Below are 19,365 nucleotides of genomic sequence, written 5' to 3' on the forward strand. Positions count from 1 at the left end.
CGAGTTCCAGGCCTGCGCCGGTATGCCGCAGGTCAGACGCGAAACGCCTGCACGGCCTCGTGCAGTTGGCCGCCCAGCTGCATCAGCTGCTCTCCCTGGTCACGCCCCTGGCCGATGCGCTGCAGGTTGTCGTCGCCCAGCTGGTGGATGCGCTCACCGTGTTCGCGGATCTCGCCGACCGAGTCGCTCTGCTGGGCGGTGGCCTCGGCAATGCGTTCGGCCATGCTGGCGATGGTGCGGATCGCGCTGACGATCTCGTCGAGCGCGCCGTCGGCGGCCTCGGCCTTGCCTGCGGTCTGTTCGGCGTGCTCGACCTGGGCGCGCATGGCCTGCACCGACTGGTGCGCCGCCTGCTGCAGACGCCCGATCACGTCCTGGATCTCGGCGGTGGCACTGCCGGTGCGTTGCGACAGCGAGCGGACTTCGTCGGCGACCACGGCGAAACCTCGCCCGGCCTCGCCGGCCCGCGCCGCCTCGATGGCGGCGTTGAGGGCGAGCAGGTTGGTCTGTTCGGCGATGCCGCGAATCACCGTCAGCACGCTGCCGATGGTGGCGGTTTCATCGGCCAGGCGCTCGATGGCCTGGGCGTTGCCCTGAACTTCCGTCACCAGGGCGTGCAGGCCCTCCAGGCTCTGGCCGATGACCTGCTGGCCCTGGACCAGGGCGCGGTCGGCGTCGCGGCTGGCGTCCGCCGTCTGGCTGGCGTCCTGCGCCACCTGGCCGATGGTCGCCTCCAGCTCGCCCAGGGCGTCACGAATCAGGGCCGTGTCGCCGGCCTGGCGCTCGGCGCCGCTGTGCAGGCCGCCACTGAGCTCGGCCAGGGTGCGGCTGGAGCCGGCAACCTGTTCGGCATGGCCGCGAATGCTGGCGACCAGCTCCACCAGGTAGCGGCGCAGGTGGTTGAGCGAATCCTCGATATCGCTCAGCTCGCGGGTGCGCGAGTTGATGGTGATGGCCTCGGCGAAGTCGCCATGGGCCCACTTCGACAGCGCCGGGACCAGGTGCCCGAGGACCCGTGACAGGCGGCGCTGGATACGGTCGATGACCAGGGCGATGAGCAGGATCAGGCCGATCATCAGGCCCTGGATCAGGCGCACCTCGCCCTGGATGCGTGCGTATTCGGCTCTGACCAGCGGTTCCAGCCCGGCCAGCGCCTGCTGCACCTGGGTCACGCGTTCGCTGGTGGTCTGGGCCAGTTGCTGGCGTTGCTCGACCAGTTCGCGTGTGCGTTGCAGTTCATTGGGGTAGCGGCGCACCAGCGTGCTCAGCTCGCGCTTGAGGTCGATGCCCCGGTCCTGCGCCTGCTGTTCCTGCTGGCCTTCGTCCAGGCCGAGCAGGGCGGCGAAGCCGATGCTGGCTGAGCTGTCGGTTTCCTGCACGCCGAGCAGCGGCAGGGCGTCCAGCGCCGAGACCTGCTGGCCGAGCGCCTTGAGCTCGCGCTCGACATCGCCCAGCAGCTCGCTGCGCCCCTGGCTGATGAAGCGCTCGCGTGCATGCACCAGTTTCAGCAGGCGTGAACCCGCCTCCCGCAGGGGCTTGCGGTAGGCGCTGGCGGCTGGCGTGTCGGCGCTATCGGCGTACTGGGTCAGTTGTTCCATCGCCGCGAGCATTTCCCGTTCTGCCTGCAGCAGCAGGCCCTGTGGGTCGCCCGCCAGCTTGCCGGCGGCCAGCAGCTGGTTGCCGCTGAATTCGCGGAGCTGTTCGAGGCTGGGGCGCAGTTCGTCGGCCAGTTGCGGCGGAAGCTGGTCGAGCGCCTGCTTGAACGCGTCGATGGCCTGGGTCGCGGTGCTGTGCTGCACGGCGTTGCCGCTGGCCAGGTAGGCCTGGATGTTGTCGGCGACCTCGCGCTGGAACTGCTGCGACAGCGTCAGGTAGCGCTCCATCAGCTGGACCGGTTGCTGCAGGGCGCGTTGCGACCACCAGAGGGTAGCTGCCAGGGCTACGCAGACGGTGACCAGCAGCAGGGTGTTGAGGTTGGTGAGCAGCTTGAGGCGCATGGCGGGCTCGAACGAAGACTGAACGATGCCTGCGAGGTTATTGCGATTTGGTTACAGCCTGATGACGGCGTGCGCTGCGTCACGTTTTCCGCCTGTCCATCTGCCGCCGTCGATGGGCCGCACGGTCGAGCGTTTCAGTCGCCGCTGTACAGCTCGACCCGGTTGCGCCCGCCATGCTTGGCCTTGTACAGCGCCTCGTCGGCCCGCTTGGACAGGGCGTTGCCGTCCAGGCCCGGTTGCAGCATGGCGATGCCGCAGCTGAAGGTGCAGGAGAGGTCCTGTGGCTGCGCCGGGTAGTGGATCTCGGCGAAGCGCTGGCGGATTTCCTCGAGCACCTTGAGCGCCGACTGCTCGTCGGTGTCCGGCAGCACCACGGCGAATTCCTCGCCGCCGTAACGACCGATGTGATCGGTCTTGCGCAGGCGCTGCTTGAGGAACAGCGCCAGGCTCTTGATCACCCGGTCGCCCATGGGGTGGCCGTAGGTGTCGTTGACCTTCTTGAAATGGTCGATGTCGAGCATGGCGAAGGCCAGCGGCTGCTCTTCGCGGCGGGCGCGGTAGCAGGCGTCGTCGAGCAACTGCAGGGTGTGGGTGTGGTTGTACAGGCCGGTGAGGCTGTCACGCACCATGCGCGCCTTGAGGTTGCGCGCGCGCGCCGCCCGGTTGCGCACGGTGGCGATCAGGTGGCGTGGCTTGATCGGCTTGGTGAGGAAGTCGTCGCCGCCTTCGCTCATCGCGTCGAGCTGCTTGTCCAGGTCGTCCTCGGCCGACAGGTAGATGATCGGCACGCTGACGTAGCGGTCGTTGTGGCGGATCACCTTGGCCAGCTCGGTGCCATTGCACTCGGGCATGTACATGTCGAGGATGATCAGGTCCGGCTGGAACTCGGCCAGCGCGTCCATCGCCTTGATCGGCTCGGTGAGGGTGTGGGTCAGGATGCCGGCGCTGTTGAGCACGCGTTCGGTATGCGTGGCCTGGGCCTTGGAGTCATCGACGATCAGCACCTTGTACGGATCGTACTGGGAGACATGGGTCAGCACCTCGATGCGTTCGAGCAGGCTCGAAGCATCCAGCGAACCGGTGAAGAACTCCTGCCCGCCGGCACGCACCGCTGCCAGGCGGGTCGGGGTGTCGGTGTCGCAATGGCTGAAGAACAGCAGGGGAATCTTCTGTTCCAGGCCCTGCTGGATGGAGTCGGCGAGTTCCAGGCCGATGCCGGCGAAGTCCACGTCCATGACGATGGCCGCCGGGTGGCGTTCGGCGATGGCCGCGCGGAAGGCGCGCTCGTTACCGAGTGGCTGCGCGGCGAGACCGAAGAACTCCAGTTGCTGGGCCAGGCGCTCGGCGCGCTGGGCATCCTGCAGGGCGAGGTAGACCGGCTTGCGCAGGGGCGGCAGGAAGGTCTGCTCGAAGGCATCGCTGTGGCGCAGACCCGTTCGAGACAGGCGCTGCATGGCCTGGTTGAGGCGGGCGATCAGGCTGCTGTTGAGGCGCCCGCGATTCTCCACCACCTCATCCAGGCTGGTACTGATGGTCTTCGCCAGCTGGGCATGCTCGATCTGCTCGAAACGCTCGGCGTAGCGCAGCAGGCGCAGGTTGGCCTCGGTCAGCTCGGCCATGCCGGCATCGCTCCACTCGCTGCGCTGCAGACGCTGCCAGACTTCCAGCACCTGACGCGCCTGATGGATCACGCGCTGGGCGAAGTGGTGCTTGAGGCGGTCGCGACTGGGATCCGGGTGCTCGGTCATGGGCCGACTTCTATCGAGTGTTAAGTCAGTGGTGGCTTGATGCTATCACTTGTCGGCGGTGCTGGCATTGCCGCCGATCAATTGGCGGCGGTATTTCTGTCGAATAGGCGACAAAAATGTGCATTGGGCTATTTTGACGTCGCACGTACCGGCGCGTCAGGCGAGGCGGGTCACAAAAAACGGTTTTCCTCGTACCGGCGGTAAGTTTGCCCGCGTGCCCTGCGTTTTGCTGCGAGCTTGCCTTATAGTGCTGGACAGGCCGCAACCCGTTGGTCGGCTTGTGGTCGAACATTCGAATTCGCTTAAAAAGGACATTGCCATGCTGGACTGGAAGAATCGCGCGGCGAGCTCGCCCGACGGTACCGACAAGACCGCGAAACTGGGGCGTGAGCGCAGCAGCTCCAGCCTGATCGGACGCGCGCTCGGCGGGCTGCTCGGTGTGTACCTGCTGGTGACCCTGGTCGTGGGCTGGTACTGGAGCCAGGAACCTGGCGCCTTTCAGGTGCAACAACATGCCCAGGCGGCCGCGCAGCAGGCGCAGCGGCAGATGGTCACCGGCTATACCACGGTGGAAACGCTCAAGCAGGTCGCCAGCACCCTGCTGGACAAGCCGGGCGGCTATCTGTCCAACGACCTGGCACCGCCGGGCCTGTGGCTGGACAACATGCCGAACTGGGAATACGGCGCACTGGTGCAGGTGCGCGACTTCGCCCGGGCGCTGCGCAAGGACTTCTCTCGCTCGCAGTCGCAGTCCACGGAAGACCCGGACCTGGCCAAGGCCGAGCCGCGTTTCCACTTCGACCACAAGAGCTGGGCGCTGCCTGCCTCCGAATCCGAGTACCGTGAAGGGATCAAGTCGCTGGACCGCTACCTCGCCCGTCTGGCCGATCCGGGGCAGAAGAATGCGCAGTTCTATGCGCGTGCCGACAACCTCAACAACTGGCTGGGCGACGCCGGCACCCGTCTCGGCTCGCTGTCGCAGCGTCTGTCGGCCAGCGTCGGCCAGGTACGCCTGAGCGACAACCAGCAGGTCGGCAACGATGCCGCGGAGTCGGGCCTGATCGGTGAGGGCGGCGTGTACGAGACCCCCTGGCTGCAGATCGACAACGTGTTCTACGAGGCCCGTGGCCAGGCCTGGGCGCTGGCTCACCTGCTGCGTGCCGTCGAAGTCGATTTCGCCGATGTGCTGGCCAAGAAGAACGCCACCGTCAGCGTGCGCCAGATCATCCGCGAGCTGGAGGCGGCGCAGGCGACGCTGTGGAGCCCGATGATCCTCAACGGCAGTGGCTACGGCATCCTCGCCAACCACTCGTTGGTGATGGCCAACTACATCTCGCGTGCCAACGCCGGCATCATCGATCTGCGTCAGCTGTTGAGCCAGGGTTGATGAGCAGGATCTCGGCAGCGGAGGCGGCGCATCGTGCCGCCTCCGACAGCGAGCGGGTCGCCTGGGTCGACGAGAACGACCGGCCGCTGGGTGGCGTCTCGCGGGCGCAGCTGCGTGAGCGTCACCTGATCGGCCGTGGCACCTATATCCTGCTGTTCAACTCTGCCGGCCTGCTGTGCGTGCACCGGCGTACCCTGAGCAAGGCGCTGTACCCAGGCTACTGGGATGTCGCGGCAGGCGGCATGGTGCTCGAAGGCGAGGATTATCGCCTCTCCGCCGAGCGCGAGCTGGCCGAGGAGCTGGGGATCGTCGATGCCGAGCTGGTCGAGCATGCGCACTTTCTCTACGACGCGCCGGAGAGTCGCCTGTGGTGCATGGCCTATTCAGCGGTGTCCGATGCGCCGCTGGTGCTGCAGCCGGAGGAGGTGCTCGAAGCGCGTTTCATCAGCGTCGAACAGGCCCTGGAGGAAACCCGCCATATGCCGTACTGCCCGGACTCGCTGGCGGCGCTGGAACGCTACATGAACAGACCGCCTGCGGCTGTCTGATGCCTTTGTTACTGGGCGGTCGCAGCAAGCCCGGCAACGCCTCGTAGGGCATGCCAGTTGGGCGCTTGCACGCCTGTGGTGTCGCGGATTCCGAGCGCTTCGTGCACGATGGCGAACAGCGTCGCCATCGTGCCGGACAATGACGCAAATACGTACTTAGCAAGCTCGGTCTTTGCCGTTACACTGCGCGACCTTTTCGGCGGACCTCTATCCGCCAGCGCTGCCCCTGCCTGAGTGGGGCTTCGCGGTCGACCTGCGTCGGCCAGTCGCTATCCTGACCCCTACGAGGACAAGCCGGTGGTCAAGAAAGCCTCTTCATTCTCCGCTCTGAGCGGTCTCGTCTATTCCACCGATGGTGGTCGCCATTGCCCGGATTGCAACCAGCCGGTGGATGCCTGTGTCTGCAAGCAGACGCGCATTCCCGAAGGCGATGGCATCGCCCGCGTACGCCGTGAAACCAAGGGGCGTGGCGGCAAGACCGTCACCACGGTGAGCGGTGTGCCGCTGGCCGAGGAGCCGCTCAAGGAGCTGGCCAGCGCCTTGAAGAAGCGCTGCGGCACCGGTGGTGCGCTCAAGGACGGCGTGATCGAGATCCAGGGCGATCACGTCGACCTGCTGTTGGCCGAACTGGGCAAGCGCGGTTTCACCGCGAAGAAGTCCGGCGGCTGACGCGCCATTATTTTCTAAACTTCGATGAAGCTCGGAGGGTCAACCGCCGAGCAAACGTCATCTTGCTTGCTTAAATTTTCCGACTGGCCGCCCGCAGGCCAGGCTTTCTCATGGGAGAACCCGATGTCCGCACGACGCACCCGCAAAGACGACGGCAGCCAATGGACCGTAGCCGATAGCCGCAGTGTCTACGGCATTCGCCACTGGGGCGCCGGCTATTTCTCGATCAACGATGCCGGTCGCGTCGAGGTGCGTCCCAACGGGCCCGACAGCCAGCCCATCGACCTCAGCCAGCAGGTCGAGGAGCTGCGCCAGAGCGGTCTGTCGCTGCCGCTGCTGGTGCGCTTCCCGGACATCCTGCAGGACCGCGTGCGTCGCCTCACCGGCGCCTTCGACTCCAGCATCGAGCGCCTGGAATACCAGAGCCGCTACACCGCGCTGTACCCGATCAAGGTCAACCAGCAGGAAGCGGTGGTCGAGAACATCATCGCCACGCAGAACGTTTCCATCGGCCTGGAAGCCGGCTCCAAGCCCGAGCTGCTGGCCGTGCTGGCGCTGGCGCCGAAGGGCGGCACCATCGTCTGCAATGGCTACAAGGACCGCGAGTTCATCCGTCTGGCGCTGATGGGGCAGAAGCTCGGCCACAACGTGTTCATCGTCATCGAGAAGGAATCCGAGGTGCGCCTGGTGATCGACGAGGCGGCCGAGCTCAAGGTCGCGCCGCAGATCGGCCTGCGCGTGCGCCTGTCCTCGCTGGCCTCCTCCAAGTGGGCCGACACCGGCGGCGAGAAATCCAAGTTCGGTCTCTCGGCCGCGCAGATCCTCCAGGTCGTCGAGCGCTTCCGCGCGGCCGGGCTGGACCAGGGCATCCGCCTGCTGCACTTCCACATGGGCTCGCAGATCGCCAACATCGCCGACTACCGCAAGGGCTTCCGCGAGGCCATCCGCTACTACGGCGAGCTGCGCGCCATGGGCCTGCCGGTCGATCACATCGATGTCGGCGGCGGCCTCGGCGTGGACTACGACGGCACCCACTCGCGCAACGCCAGCTCGATCAACTACGACATGCAGGACTACGCCGATGCCGTGGTCGACATGCTCAAGGAGTTCTGCGACCGCCAGGAAATCCCCCATCCGCACATCTTCTCCGAGAGCGGCCGGGCGATGACCGCGCACCACGCCGTGCTGCTGGTGCAGGTCACCGATGTCGAGCGGCACAACGACAAGGTGCCGGAGATCGATCCGAGCGTCGAACAGCCGGAAATCCTCCAGGTGCTGATCGAGCTGCTCGACGACAGCGATCCGGAAATGGTCGCCGAGACCTACTGGCGTGCCACCCACTACATCGAGGAAGTGGCCGCGCAGTATTCCGCCGGCAAGCTGAGCCTGGCGCAGAAGGCCCTGGCCGAGCAGTGCTACTTCGCCATCTGCCGTCGCCTGCACAACCAGCTCAAGGCCCGTCAGCGTTCGCACCGCGCCGTGCTCGACGAGCTCAACGACAAGCTGGCCGACAAGTACATCTGCAACTTCTCGGTGTTCCAGAGCCTGCCGGACACCTGGGCCATCGGCCAGATCCTGCCGATCCTGCCGCTGTCGCGCCTGGACGAGGAGCCGCTGCGCCGTGCCGTGCTGCAGGACCTGACCTGCGACTCCGACGGCAAGATCCGCCAGTACGTCGACGAGCAGTCCATCGAGACCAGCCTGCCGGTGCACGAGATCAAGGAGGGCGAGGACTATGTGCTGGGCATCTTCCTGGTCGGCGCCTACCAGGAGATTCTCGGCGACATGCACAACCTGTTCGGTGATACCGACTCGGTGAACATCTACCAGGCCGCCGATGGCAGTGCGGTGCATGCCGGCATCGAGACCCACGACACCATCGAGGACATGCTGCGCTACGTGCACCTGTCGCCCGAGGAGCTGATGACGCATTACCGCGACAAGGTGGCCAGCGCCCGGATCAGTGCCCGCGAGCGCACTCAGTTCCTCGACGCGCTGCGTCTGGGGCTGACCCGCTCCTCCTACCTGGCGTCCTGACGCTCAACTGATCGCCTCGGCCAGGCGTCGAGCCAGGTGCAACGCCTGCTCGGCGCTGGCGATGTTGGTGAAGCCCAGCAGCAGCCCGCTGCCGCAGGGGTGCTGCCGCGACCACTCCGACAATGCCATCACCGCCAGCCCGGCGCCTTGTGCGCGGGCTGCCAGGGCGCGGTCGTCCTCGCGCTCGTCGAGCCGGGCCAGCAGATGGATGCCGCCGGCCTGCAACTCGACGCGCAGGCGTGAACCCAGGACGTGTTGCAGCGCCGAGGCCAGATGAGCGCGGCGCTCGGCATAGAGTGCACGCATGCGCTTGAGGTGGCGGGCGAAGTGGCCCTGGTCGAGAAAGTCCGCGGTGATTGCCTGAGGCAACGCCGGACAGCCGTGATCGAAGTCCTGTGCGCAGGCGGCGAAGCGCGCCACCTGTGCCTGCGGTACCACCAGGTAGGCCAGACGCAAGCCGGGGAACAGCACCTTGCTGAAGGTGCCGCAGTACAGCACGCGGCCGGCATGGTCGAGGCTCTTCAGGGCCGGCAATGGGCGACCGACGTAGCGGTACTCGCTGTCGTAGTCGTCTTCGATGATCCAGGCCTGGCGGTTCGCCGCCCAGTCGAGCAGGGCCAGTCGCCGGGGCAGGCTCAGCGACACGCCCAGGGGGCTCTGGTGGGACGGCGTGACCAGCGCGCAGCGGGCATCCGGGGCGAGCGCCCGCCCGCGCTCCACGCAGAGTCCCTGTTCGTCCACCGGCACCGGGACTAGCGTGACCTCGCTGCCCTCGAGCATCTGGCGTGCCTTGAAATAACCCGGGTCTTCGAACCAGCAGCGGTCGCCGGTTTGCAGCAAGGCCTGGCGGATCAGCAGCAGGGCGTTGCGATAGCCGGCGGTGATGAAGATCTGCTCCGGCTCGCAGGCGATGCCGCGCGACACCCCCAGATAGCGCACCAGGCTGCGCCGCAGCGCGGGCAGGCCTTGCGCGGGCGGGTAGTTGAGGTCGGGGCTGCTCAGCTGGCGCAGGTGGCGCGCACCGAGCCGGCTCCAGAGCTTGCGCGGGAAGCTGTCCAGGGCCGGCAGGCCGAGCTGGAACGGCAGCGCCTCTGCGCTCGGCTCATCGCCTGAGCGCGAGGCCTGGTGCTGTTTGGCGGGCAGCACAGGGTTGCCGGGGGCATGCGGCAACTGCGGGGAGACCACGGTGCCGGCCGGCCCGCGCGGCAGCAGATAACCCTCGCCGACCAGCAACTGGTAGGCCGCCTCTACCGTTCCGCGCGCCAGATTGAGCTCGCTGGCCAGGGCGCGAACCGAGGGCACGCGCTCGCCTGGCTGCAGGCGGCCCTCGGCGATCGCTTCGCGCAGGCGCTGATAGAGCTGCAGGTAGATCGGTGTCGCCTTGTCGCGTGCGCTTTCCAGGCGAATGCTGTACATGCCTATGTCCTGATCGATTCGATGATTCTTGGCTCTACTGACTATGCCATGTTCCGCCTAGAGTGGCGGCCATCTTCGATGGAGAACCGCCATGATTTCCGACTACCGCTGCGACTGGCTCGACGACCCGGACGAACTGCGTGCCTGCCTGCCCCTGATGCGCGTATTGCGCCCACACCTGAGCGACGCCGACGATTTCGTCCAGCGCCTGCAACGCCAGGCCGAGCAGGGTTATCGCCTGCTGGCGGCGCGCCAGGGCGACGAGGTGCTGGGCCTGGCCGGTTGTCGCCTGCAGGAGAACCTGCTGCACGGGCGCTTCTTCTATGTCGATGACCTGGTGACGCGCGAGGACCTGCGTTGCCAGGGCATCGGCGAGCGGCTGCTGGATGAGGCGCGGGCCCAGGCACGCCGCCTGGGCTGCGCCAACTTCGTGCTGGACACGGCGCTGGGCAACGCACGCGGGCAGCGTTTCTACTACCGTCAGGGTTTGCTGGCCATCGGCATGCACTTTCGCGAGGTGCTTTGAAATGCAGCGAATCCTCCTGTTGGAATGCGGCCCCTTCGGTCGCCAGAGTCGCGGTAGTGGCCTGGCGCAGGAGCTGGTCGAGCGTCTGCGTCAGCGTCACCCCCAGGCCCAGGTGCTGGAGCGCGACCTGGCGAGCGAACCGTTGCCGGCACTGGCAGCGGCCTATGCCGAGGCACTGGTGGCGCAGGCGCCTGGCGACGATCCGGCGTTGCAGGTCTCCGAGCGACTGATCGGCGAGCTGGAAGGCAGCGACTGCCTGGTGATCGCCACGCCGATGCACAACTTCACGGTGCCGGCGGCGCTGAAGCTGTGGATCGACTACGTGCTGCGCATCGGGCGCAGCTTCGCCGCCACCGAGGCTGGCAAGGTGGGGCTGCTGGCGGATCGTCCGACCTTCGTCGTGGTCAGCTCGGGCGGCTTCTACCGTGGCGAGCAGGCGCGGCAGCCGGACTTCCTCACCTCCTACCTGCGCCATGTGCTGAGTACCATCGGTATCCACGACCTGGAGTTCATTCACCTGCAGGGCCTGGTTCGCGGCCAGGCGCATGCCGAGGCGATGCTGGTGCAGGCGCGCGCGCAGCTGGATGCCAACCCCCATCTTGCTGCGCCAGGAGTCCTGCCATGAGCGCGTTGCGCCAGCCCTATTACGATCTGTCCGGCGAGGCGATGCAGGGTCTGCTCGCCACCAAGGCCGCGCTGGAGCGTGGCCCGCTGGGCAAGGAACTGATCGAACTGCTCTATCTGCGCGTCTCGCAGATCAACGGCTGTGCCTACTGCCTGGAGAAACACAGCGAGTCGCTACGTGCGGAGGGCGTGCCCCAGGCCAAGCTGGACGGCCTGGCCGGTTGGCGCGTGAGTCGTCATTTCCAGGCGCGTGAGCGAGCGGCGCTGGCCTGGGCGGAGTCGTTGAGCGAGATCGCCCGCAGCCATGCCGACGATCAGGACTACCAGCCGCTGGAGGCGCACTTCAGTGCCAGGGAAATCTCCGACCTGACCATTGCCGTGGCCCTGATGAGTGGCCTCAATCGCCTGGCCATCGGCATGCGTCTGTGACGCTCAGCCTGCGCTGATCACGCCATAGCCACGCGCCATCAGCGCGGCCAGCAGGGGAATCACCAGCAACAGCAGCAGTTCCAGGCGGATGCTCCAGGTCACCAGGCGCAGTTGCCTGGGGCTGGGCTCCGGGACCTGGCCGGCCTGAACCGCGTTGCGCCAGTTGAAGAAGACATAGGTCGGCAGGATCGACAGCAGGCCGACCAGGATGAACAGGCCGACCTTGGCATGGAACAGGCTGTTGCCCAGGTAATAGTCGGTGCCCTTGGCGAACCACAGTACGCGGGCGACGCCGGTCGCCAGGACCACGCCGGCACAGATGCCGTAGGCGATGTCGGTGATCATCAGGCTGCGCGCGCGTGACAGGTCCAGCGGCGCCTTGAACAGCACATGCTCGATGCTGAGCAGAGCGAACAGGGCGAAGATCGACAGGTAGTGCAGGTAGGCGACGAGGGCAGCGGCCATGCGGGTTCCTCTCCGGATCAGGGGGCGAGCAGGCTGCGGTTGCGGCCTTCGTGCTTGGCGCGATACAGCGCCTGGTCGGCGCGCTTGAGCGCCGCGCCGCTGCTCTCGCCGGGGCCGAGCAGGGCACAGCCGAGGCTGACGGTCTGCTGCAATTGTGTTTGCTCGAGCACGATGGGCTGGCTGGCGATGGCCAGGCGGATGCGTTCGGCGATCAGCAGCAGCTCCTGGTCATCCTTCACCAGGGCGAGGATGACGAACTCCTCGCCGCCGTTGCGCGTGACCACGTCCTGCGGGCGTACCGTCGCGCTCATGCGCCGTGCGCTTTCCCACAGCACGTGGTCGCCGGCGTCGTGGCCATGCTCGTCGTTGACCCGCTTGAAGTGGTCCAGGTCGCAGTAGATCAGGCCGAGCTGCAAGCCGCTGCGCTCGGCGAGCGCCTGCTCCAGCGGCAGGAAATGCAGCAGCCCGGCACGGTTCCACAGCTGCGTCAGGGGGTCGAGCATGCCCTTGCGCTGCTCGCGGCTCAGCGCATCGCGCAGGTCATCGGCCTGGTGAGCGCAGTGGCGGAGTTGCAGGTAGCCCTGCACCACGTAGGCCAGATCCCTGAGTCGCATCAGCTCCTGGCGATCGAGGCGGCGCGGTGCCGGATCGATCAGGCAGAGCGTACCGAGCGCCTGCTGCTGGGCATCGAACAGCGGGTGGCCGGCATAGAAACGCACGTGCGGGGCGCGCAGTACGATCGGGTTGTCGCAGAAACGGCTGTCGCGGTGGCTGTCCTCGACCACCAGCGGCGTGTCCTGCAGGATCGCGTGGGCGCAGAACGACACCGTGCGCGGGGTCTCGGCGACCTCCAGGCCCTGGCGACTCTTGAACCACTGGCGCTCGTTGTCGATCAGGCTGATCAGCGCCGTCTTGACCCCGAACAGGTCGCGGGCCAGACGGGTGAGCGCATCCAGGTAGGGGTCGGCCGGTGTGTCGAGCACGTCCAGGCTCTCCAGGGCCTGCTGGCGTTCAGCTTCATTCGCGGGTAGCGGCGCACTGAGCATCGGTGATCTCTCCAGGTGGAAACCAGAGGTTGCGACGATTCATGTTCCAAGCATAGCCCCCGAGAACCAGGCTTCGCAGCCCCATGAATGCCAGAAATGCCAACCACAGCCCGTGGTTGCCCAGGCTCTGCAGCCACCAGGCCAGCGGCAGGCTCAGCGCCAGGGCGATGAGCATGGCGTCGCGCATCTCGCGGGCCCGCGTGGCACCGATGAACAGGCCGTCGAGCAGGTAGCTCCACACGGCCAGCAAGGGCAGCACGGCCAGGTATGGCAGGAACACCTGGGCCAGCGCGCGTATCTCGCTGATGTCGGTGAGCAGGGCGACGAACCAGTGGCCGCCGAACAGGAAGAACAGCGCGAAGCCGATGCTGGCCAGCAATGACCAGGCACCGGCCACCAGCAGGGCGCGCCGCAGCGCATGGCGATCACGGGCGCCGAGCGCATGACCGCACAGCGCTTCGACGGCATGCGCCAGGCCGTCGAGGGCATAGGCGGTCAGCGTCAGGCCGTTGAGCAGCAGGGCATTGGCTGCCACCGTGGCGTCGCCCAGGCGCGTGCCCTGCACGGTGATCAGGAAGAACACCAGTTGCAGCGCCAGCGTGCGGATGAAAATGTCACGGTTGACCGCCAGCAGCGGGCGCCAGCTGCTCCAGCGTTGCAGTGCGCGGCCGTCCAGGTGGCCGGGGTAGCGTGCGAGGGCGCCGCGGGTCAGCCACAGGCCGAGCAGGGCGCCGCTCCATTCGGCTATCACCGAGGCCCAGGCCGCGCCAGCCACGCCCCATTCGAGGCCGAGCACGAACAGCAGGTCCAGCCCGACGTTGAGCAGGTTGGCGGTGAGCAGAATGGCCAGCGGCCCACGTGCGCTCTGCGTGCCCAGCAGCCAGCCGATCAGGGCATAGGTCGCCAGGCTGGCGGGCAGGCCGAACAGGCGAATCTGGAAGTACTGGCGCGCCAGTTGATCCAGCTCGGCCGACGGCTGCATCAGGCTCAGCGCCGCGCTGCTGAAGGGAATGGCCAGCAGGCTCAGCAGCAATGCCAGGCACACGCCCAGGCCGAGGCCCTGCAGCAGCACCTGGCGCAGCGCGCCGCCGTCGCCACGGCCGGCCGCCTGGGCGGCGAAGCCGGTGCTGCCCATGCGCAGGAAGCCCATGGCCCAGGTCAGCAGGGTGTACAGGCTGCCGCCGACCGCCACCGCCGCCAGCTGGTGCGCATGCGGCAGGTGGCCAACCACGGCGGTGTCCACCAGGGCCACCAGCGGCACCGAGAGGTTGGAGAGGATCATCGGCGCGGCCAGGGCCCAGACCTTGCGCTGGGTCGGGGCGTGGCGCCAGGCGTCGAGCAGGGCGGACATGGACGGCTCCGGCAAAGCGGCGATTATAGGCACAGCGCTGTGCTGCCCGCATGCCGTGGCAGGAGTGTGAGTGGCTTGGCGAATTCGTCGGGACGGCTCGTCGCTGGGGGGATGCCTCGGCTATAGTTGTCGGCTTCTGCGCCCCCCGATCATGGAGCCCGCAATGCCGAACAAAGGACTGCTTCTGGCCTTGGTACTGAGTCTGCTCAGTGCCTGTGATTCCTCTCAACCTCCCGCCACTGTGACCCCCGCCGCCCCTGCCGCGCAGCAGGCCGAGGCCGCGAGACCCGCAGTCGATCGCGAGGCGCTGGCCAAGCGCTACGCCGGTCGCGAGCTGGAGGTGGTCGACGTTTCCGAAGTGCAGCTCGACGGCGCCAGCACGCTGTCGGTGACCTTTTCCATTCCCCTCGATCCCGAGCAGCCCTTCGCCGAGCGCCTGCATCTGGTCGACAGCACCAGCGGCAAGGTCGACGGCGCCTGGGAGCTGACCGACAACCTCAGCGAACTGCGCCTGCGCCACCTGGAGCCCAAGCGCAAGCTGGTGCTGACCGTCGATGCCGGCCTGCAATCGATCAATGGCGGCAAACTGGCGAGCGAGCATGTCAGCCGTTTCCAGACCCGCGACCTGCAGGCCAGCGTCGGCTTCGCCAGTCGTGGCTCGCTGTTGCCCACCCGCCTGGCCGAGGGCCTGCCGGTGATCGCCCTGAACGTCGACAAGGTCAATGTCGAGTTCTTCCGCATCAAGCCGGATATGCTGCCACGTTTCCTCTCGCGCTGGGGCCGCGCCAGCAACCTGGATACCTGGGAAGCCCGTGAGCTGCTGCCGATGGCCGATCTGGTCTACGGCGGACGCTTCGACCTCAACCCGGCGCGCAACACCCGCGAGACCCTGCTGTTGCCGATCGCCGGCCTGGAGCCGTTCAAGCAGCCCGGCGTGTACCTGGCGGTGATGCGTGAAGCCGGCAGCTACAGCTATTCGCAGCCGGCGACCCTGTTCAGCCTCAGCGACATCGGCCTGTCGGCGCATCGCTACCAGGATCGCCTGGATGTCTTCACCCAGGCGCTGGAGGGCGGCAAGGCCCAGTCCGGCGTGCAGCTGGAGCTGCTCGACGGCGAAGGCGCACTGCTCGCCGAGGGCAAGACCGATTCCGCCGGCCATGCGCAATTGCCGCTGCCGGCCAAGGCCCAGGTGCTGCTGGCCAAGCAGGACGAGCAGACCAGCCTGCTGCGCCTGAATACCCCGGCGCTGGACCTGGCCGAATTCGATATCACCGGTCCCAAGGCCCACGCCCTGCAGTTCTTCGTGTTCGGCCCGCGTGACCTCTATCGCCCAGGCGAGACCGTGCTGCTCAATGGCCTGCTGCGCGATGCCGATGGCAGCCCGGTGAAGGCCCAGCCGATCAGCGTCGAGGTGCGTCGCCCGGATGAGCAGGTCAGCCGCAAGTTCGTCTGGAATGCCGACGAGGGTGGCCTCTATCAATACCAGCTGCCGCTGGCCGAGGAAGCGCCGACCGGGCGCTGGCAACTGCTGCTCGATCTCGGCGACGGCAGCCCGCAACTCTATGAATTCCTCGTCGAGGACTTCCTGCCCGAGCGCATGGCGCTGGAACTCAAGGGCCAGGAGCAACCTTACGCACCGAGCGACAGCGCCGAGTTCGCGGTGACCGGGCGTTACCTCTACGGCGCGCCGGCCGCCGGCAATCGCCTGAGCGGGCAGCTCTACGTGCGCCCGCTGCGTGAAGCCGTGGCGAGCCTGCCCGGCTACCAGTTCGGCGATATCACCGAGGCCGACCTGAGCCAGGACCAGGAGCTCGACGAACAGAACCTCGACGATGAAGGGCGTGCCGTGCTGCGTCCGGAGAACCGCTGGAGCGACGCCAAGTCGCCGCTGCGTCTGATCCTCCAGGCCAGCCTGCAGGAGTCCGGTGGTCGCCCGATCACCCGGCGCCTGGTGCAGCCGGTATGGCCGGCCGAGCGCCTGCCCGGTGTGCGCGGCCTGTTCGACGGTGAAGAGGTCGATGCCGACAGCCTCGCCGAGTTCGAAATTCTCGTGGCCGACGCCGCCGGCAACAAGCTGGCCGCCGATAACCTCAACGTGCGTCTGGTGCGCGAGCGCCGCGACTACTTCTGGAGCTTCTCCGATGGCGAGGGCTGGCGCCACAACTACAACGAGAAATTCCTCACCCTCAGCGACGAGCCGCTGAAGATCGCCGCCGGCGGCACCGCCAAGGTCAGTTTCCCGGTGGAGTGGGGCCCGTATCGGGTCGAGGTGGTGGACAACCAGACCGGTCTGGTCAGCAACCTGCGCTTCTGGGCCGGCTACCGCTGGCAGGACAACGCCGACGGCGGCGCGGTGCGCCCGGACCAGGTCAAGCTGGCGCTGGACAAACCGGCCTACGCCGCCGGCGACGTGGCCAAGATCACCGTCACTCCGCCGGCTGCCGGCAATGGCTACCTGCTGGTCGAATCCAGCGAGGGGCCGCTGTGGTGGCAGGAAATCAGCGTGCCGGCCGAAGGCAAGACCTTCGAGCTGCCGATCGACAAGCAGTGGGCGCGGCATGACCTGTACCTGAGTGCCCTGGTGGTGCGCCCCGGTGAGCGCAAGGCGCAAGTCACGCCGAAGCGTGCCGTGGGCCTGCTGCACCTGCCGCTGGAGCGTGCGCCGCGCAAGCTGGCGGTGAGCCTGGACGCGCCGGAGAAGATGCGACCCAAGCAGCCGCTGAAGGTCAAGGTCAGCGCGCGCAACGCCGATGGCAGCATTCCCGAGACGGTGCGCGTGCTGGTTGCCGCGGTGGACGTCGGCATCCTCAACATCACCAGCTACGCGACGCCCGACCCGTTCGCCAACTTCTTCGGGCGCAAGGCCTATGGCGCCGACCAGCTGGATATCTATGGCCAGCTGATCGAGGCGCAGGGCCGCGTCGCCAGCCTGGCCTTCGGGGGTGACGCCGGCCTCGCCGCCGGTGGCAAGCGCCCGGACACCAGCGTGCTGATCGTCGCCCTGCAGAGCGATGCCTTGAAGCTCGACGCCAAGGGCGAAGGCGAAGTCAGCCTGGACATCCCCGACTTCAACGGTGAACTGCGGCTGATGGCGCAGGCCTGGACCGACGAGCGCTTCGGCATGGCCGAGGCCAAGACGGTGGTGGCGGCGCCGCTGGTCGCCGAACTGTCAATGCCGCGCTTCCTCGCCGGCGGCGACGAAACCACGCTGGCGCTGGACCTGACCAACCTCTCCGGCAGCGAGCAGAAGCTCGACGTGCAACTGGGCGTGGAAGGTCAGCTGCGTCTGCTCGGCAAGGGCGAGTCGCCGATCAACCTCAAGGACGGTGAACGCACCACGCTGCGCATCCCGGTACGGGCCGAAGGTGGCCTGGGCCAGGGGCGCATCCATGTCGAGGTGCAGGGCCTGGCGTTGCCGAACGAGGCACTGGGTGATTTCACCCGCGAGTGGACGCTGGGCATTCGTCCGGCCTACCCGGCGCAGCTGCAGCACTTCCGTGCCGTGCTGGGCGAGGGCGAGCCGTGGAGCATGCCGGCTGGCACCCTGAACCAGTTCGAACCGGCCGGTCTGGAGGCGGTGCTGGCGCTGTCGAGCCGGCCGCCGCTGAACCTCGGCGAGCAGATCCGCGCACTCAAGGCCTATCCCTACGGCTGCCTGGAGCAGACCACCAGTGGCCTGTACCCCTCGTTGTACGCCGATGCCGCCAGCCTCAAGCGACTTGGCCTGGAAGGCGAGCCCGACGAGCAGCGGCGCAAGAGCATCGAGCTGGGTATCGAACGCCTGCTCGGCATGCAGCGCCACAGCGGTGGTTTCGGCCTGTGGAGTGCCGAGAGCGAGGAAGAGTACTGGTTGACCGCCTACGTCACCGACTTCCTCCTGCGCGCCCGCGAGCAGGGCTTCGGCGTGCCGGCCGAGGCGCTGAAGAAAGCCAACGATCGCCTGCTGCGCTACCTGCAGCAGAGCAGCCTGATCGAGGCCAGCTACAGCCAGGACTTCGCGCACACCCGTTTCGCCGTGCAGGCCTATGCCGGCTACGTGTTGGCGCGCAGCCAGCAGGCCCCGCTGGGGGCCCTGCGCAGCCTGTTCGACCGGCGCAACGACGCCCGTTCCGGTCTGCCGCTGGTGCAACTGGCGGCGGCGCTGAAGCTGATGGGCGATGGCCCGCGCGCGGGTCAGGCTCTGGCTGCCGGGCTGAGCCGCAAGCGTGATGGCGAGCGCTGGATGGCCGACTATGGCAGCCCGCTGCGTGACCAGGCGCTGATCCTGTCGGTGCTCGAGGAGAACGACCTGGCTGCCGAGCAGAGCGAGCAGCGCCTGTTCGATCTGGCCGATGAACTGGCCGGCAGGCGCTGGCTGTCGACCCAGGAGCGCAACTCGCTGTTCCTCGCCGGTCGCGGCATTCTCAGCAAGCCGGAGCAGAACTGGCGCGCAGCGCTCGCCAGCGGTGCCTTCCAGTTCGAACTGAGCGACCAGCAGCCGGGCATCAAGCTGGAACGCGCCGAACTGGCGGAGCCGCTGAGCGTGAGCAACGCCGGCAGCGCCACGCTGTACCAGCAGCTGACCCTGTCCGGCTACCCGACCCAGGCGCCGCGAGCTGGAGGTGACAACCTGAGCATCGAGCGCGAGTACCTCGGCATGGATGGTCGCCCGCTCGACCTGCAGCGCCTGGACAGCGGCGAACTGGTGCTGGTGCACCTGGCCGTGCGCGCCAAGCAGCGCGTGCCCGATGCCCTGGTGGTCGACCTGCTGCCCGCCGGCCTGGAGCTGGAAAACCAGAACCTGGCGCAAAGCGCCGCGAGCCTCGACGACGCGGGCAGCAGCGTCAAGGAATGGCGCCGCTCCATGCAGAACGCCCGCATCAAGCACCAGGAATATCGCGGTGACCGCTACGTGGCCGCCGTGGACGTCGAGGGCTACGGCACCACCCACCTGCTGTACCTGGCCCGCGCCGTGACCCCCGGCAGCTACCGCGTGCCGCCACCCCAGGTGGAGTCGATGTACCGGCCCAGCTGGCAGGCGCTGGGCAGCTCGCCGGGTACTCTGGTGGTGCGGGGGCGTTAGAAGCGGCCCTCTCCCCAACCCTCTCCCATAAATGGGAGAGGGGGACGACCGCATCAGGTT

General features: G+C 67.4%; 14 protein-coding genes. 8 read left to right on the top strand and 6 right to left on the bottom strand.

Annotation, left to right across the window (positions count from 1 at the left end; translation table 11 throughout):
- Positions 1-32: 32 nt before the first annotated feature.
- Together EPK82_RS22305 and EPK82_RS22310 are read right to left on the bottom strand one after the other, a co-directional pair.
- The gene (locus EPK82_RS22305) at positions 33-1,997 is read right to left on the bottom strand and encodes a methyl-accepting chemotaxis protein (protein ID WP_037052602.1); all 1,965 of its coding nucleotides are present in this window, start codon (positions 1,995-1,997) and stop codon (positions 33-35) included.
- Positions 1,998-2,131: 134 nt separating this feature from the next.
- Positions 2,132-3,745, bottom strand: coding sequence for a response regulator (locus EPK82_RS22310; protein WP_134678068.1), 1,614 nt, complete (start codon positions 3,743-3,745; stop codon positions 2,132-2,134).
- Between the two features lie 319 nt (positions 3,746-4,064).
- Here EPK82_RS22310 and EPK82_RS22315 point away from each other — a divergent pair, with 319 nt between their 5' ends.
- From EPK82_RS22315 to speA, 4 genes are all read left to right on the top strand, one after another.
- Positions 4,065-5,132, top strand: coding sequence for a DUF2333 family protein (locus EPK82_RS22315; RefSeq protein WP_037052604.1), 1,068 nt, complete (start codon positions 4,065-4,067; stop codon positions 5,130-5,132).
- Positions 5,132-5,680, top strand: a complete 549-nt coding sequence (locus EPK82_RS22320; RefSeq protein WP_047590801.1) for an NUDIX hydrolase — start codon at positions 5,132-5,134, stop codon at positions 5,678-5,680. Before EPK82_RS22315 ends, EPK82_RS22320 begins: the two co-directional genes overlap by 1 nt.
- A 297-nt stretch (positions 5,681-5,977) precedes the next feature.
- Complete coding sequence (locus tag EPK82_RS22325; protein WP_037052608.1) at positions 5,978-6,349, top strand: translation initiation factor Sui1; 372 nt, start codon at positions 5,978-5,980, stop codon at positions 6,347-6,349.
- Between the two features lie 123 nt (positions 6,350-6,472).
- The gene (speA, locus tag EPK82_RS22330; RefSeq protein ID WP_134678069.1) at positions 6,473-8,386 is read left to right on the top strand and encodes an arginine decarboxylase; all 1,914 of its coding nucleotides are present in this window, start codon (positions 6,473-6,475) and stop codon (positions 8,384-8,386) included.
- 3 nt (positions 8,387-8,389) lie between these two features.
- On the opposite strand, the gene pdxR is transcribed toward speA, so the two are convergent.
- Entirely contained in the window at positions 8,390-9,802 is a 1,413-nt protein-coding gene (pdxR, locus tag EPK82_RS22335; protein WP_134678070.1) for a MocR-like pyridoxine biosynthesis transcription factor PdxR, read from the bottom strand.
- Between the two features lie 91 nt (positions 9,803-9,893).
- Between pdxR and EPK82_RS22340 the strand changes: the two genes are divergently transcribed.
- Genes EPK82_RS22340 through EPK82_RS22350 form a run of 3 tightly spaced genes read left to right on the top strand, consistent with a single transcriptional unit; the run spans position 9,894 to position 11,381 of the window.
- On the top strand, positions 9,894-10,328 hold the full coding sequence (locus tag EPK82_RS22340) for a GNAT family N-acetyltransferase (protein ID WP_134678071.1): 435 nt from the start codon (positions 9,894-9,896) through the stop codon (positions 10,326-10,328).
- A gap of 1 nt (position 10,329) precedes the next feature.
- Positions 10,330-10,953 carry an FMN-dependent NADH-azoreductase gene (locus EPK82_RS22345; protein WP_134678072.1) on the top strand — a complete coding sequence of 208 codons (624 nt, stop codon included), beginning with the start codon at positions 10,330-10,332 and terminating at the stop codon, positions 10,951-10,953.
- On the top strand, positions 10,950-11,381 hold the full coding sequence (locus EPK82_RS22350) for a carboxymuconolactone decarboxylase family protein (RefSeq protein WP_037052619.1): 432 nt from the start codon (positions 10,950-10,952) through the stop codon (positions 11,379-11,381). Before EPK82_RS22345 ends, EPK82_RS22350 begins: the two co-directional genes overlap by 4 nt.
- A 3-nt stretch (positions 11,382-11,384) precedes the next feature.
- Here the strand turns inward: EPK82_RS22350 and EPK82_RS22355 are convergent, their stop codons facing one another.
- From EPK82_RS22355 to EPK82_RS22365, 3 genes are read right to left on the bottom strand one after another with little or no spacing between them, the layout of a single operon-like run.
- On the bottom strand, positions 11,385-11,846 hold the full coding sequence (locus EPK82_RS22355) for a DUF2214 family protein (RefSeq protein WP_134678073.1): 462 nt from the start codon (positions 11,844-11,846) through the stop codon (positions 11,385-11,387).
- Between the two features lie 17 nt (positions 11,847-11,863).
- Entirely contained in the window at positions 11,864-12,892 is a 1,029-nt protein-coding gene (locus EPK82_RS22360) for a GGDEF domain-containing protein (protein ID WP_134678074.1), read from the bottom strand.
- The gene (locus EPK82_RS22365; RefSeq protein WP_134678075.1) at positions 12,864-14,243 is read right to left on the bottom strand and encodes an MATE family efflux transporter; all 1,380 of its coding nucleotides are present in this window, start codon (positions 14,241-14,243) and stop codon (positions 12,864-12,866) included. Before EPK82_RS22365 ends, EPK82_RS22360 begins: the two co-directional genes overlap by 29 nt.
- Before the next feature lie 163 nt (positions 14,244-14,406).
- Here EPK82_RS22365 and EPK82_RS22370 point away from each other — a divergent pair, with 163 nt between their 5' ends.
- Positions 14,407-19,305: an alpha-2-macroglobulin family protein gene (locus EPK82_RS22370; protein WP_134678076.1), complete on the top strand. Its 4,899-nt coding sequence runs from the start codon at positions 14,407-14,409 to the stop codon at positions 19,303-19,305.
- Positions 19,306-19,365: the final 60 nt, after the last annotated feature.

Source organism: Ectopseudomonas khazarica (assembly GCF_004521985.1).
Taxonomy (GTDB): domain Bacteria; phylum Pseudomonadota; class Gammaproteobacteria; order Pseudomonadales; family Pseudomonadaceae; genus Aquipseudomonas; species Aquipseudomonas khazarica.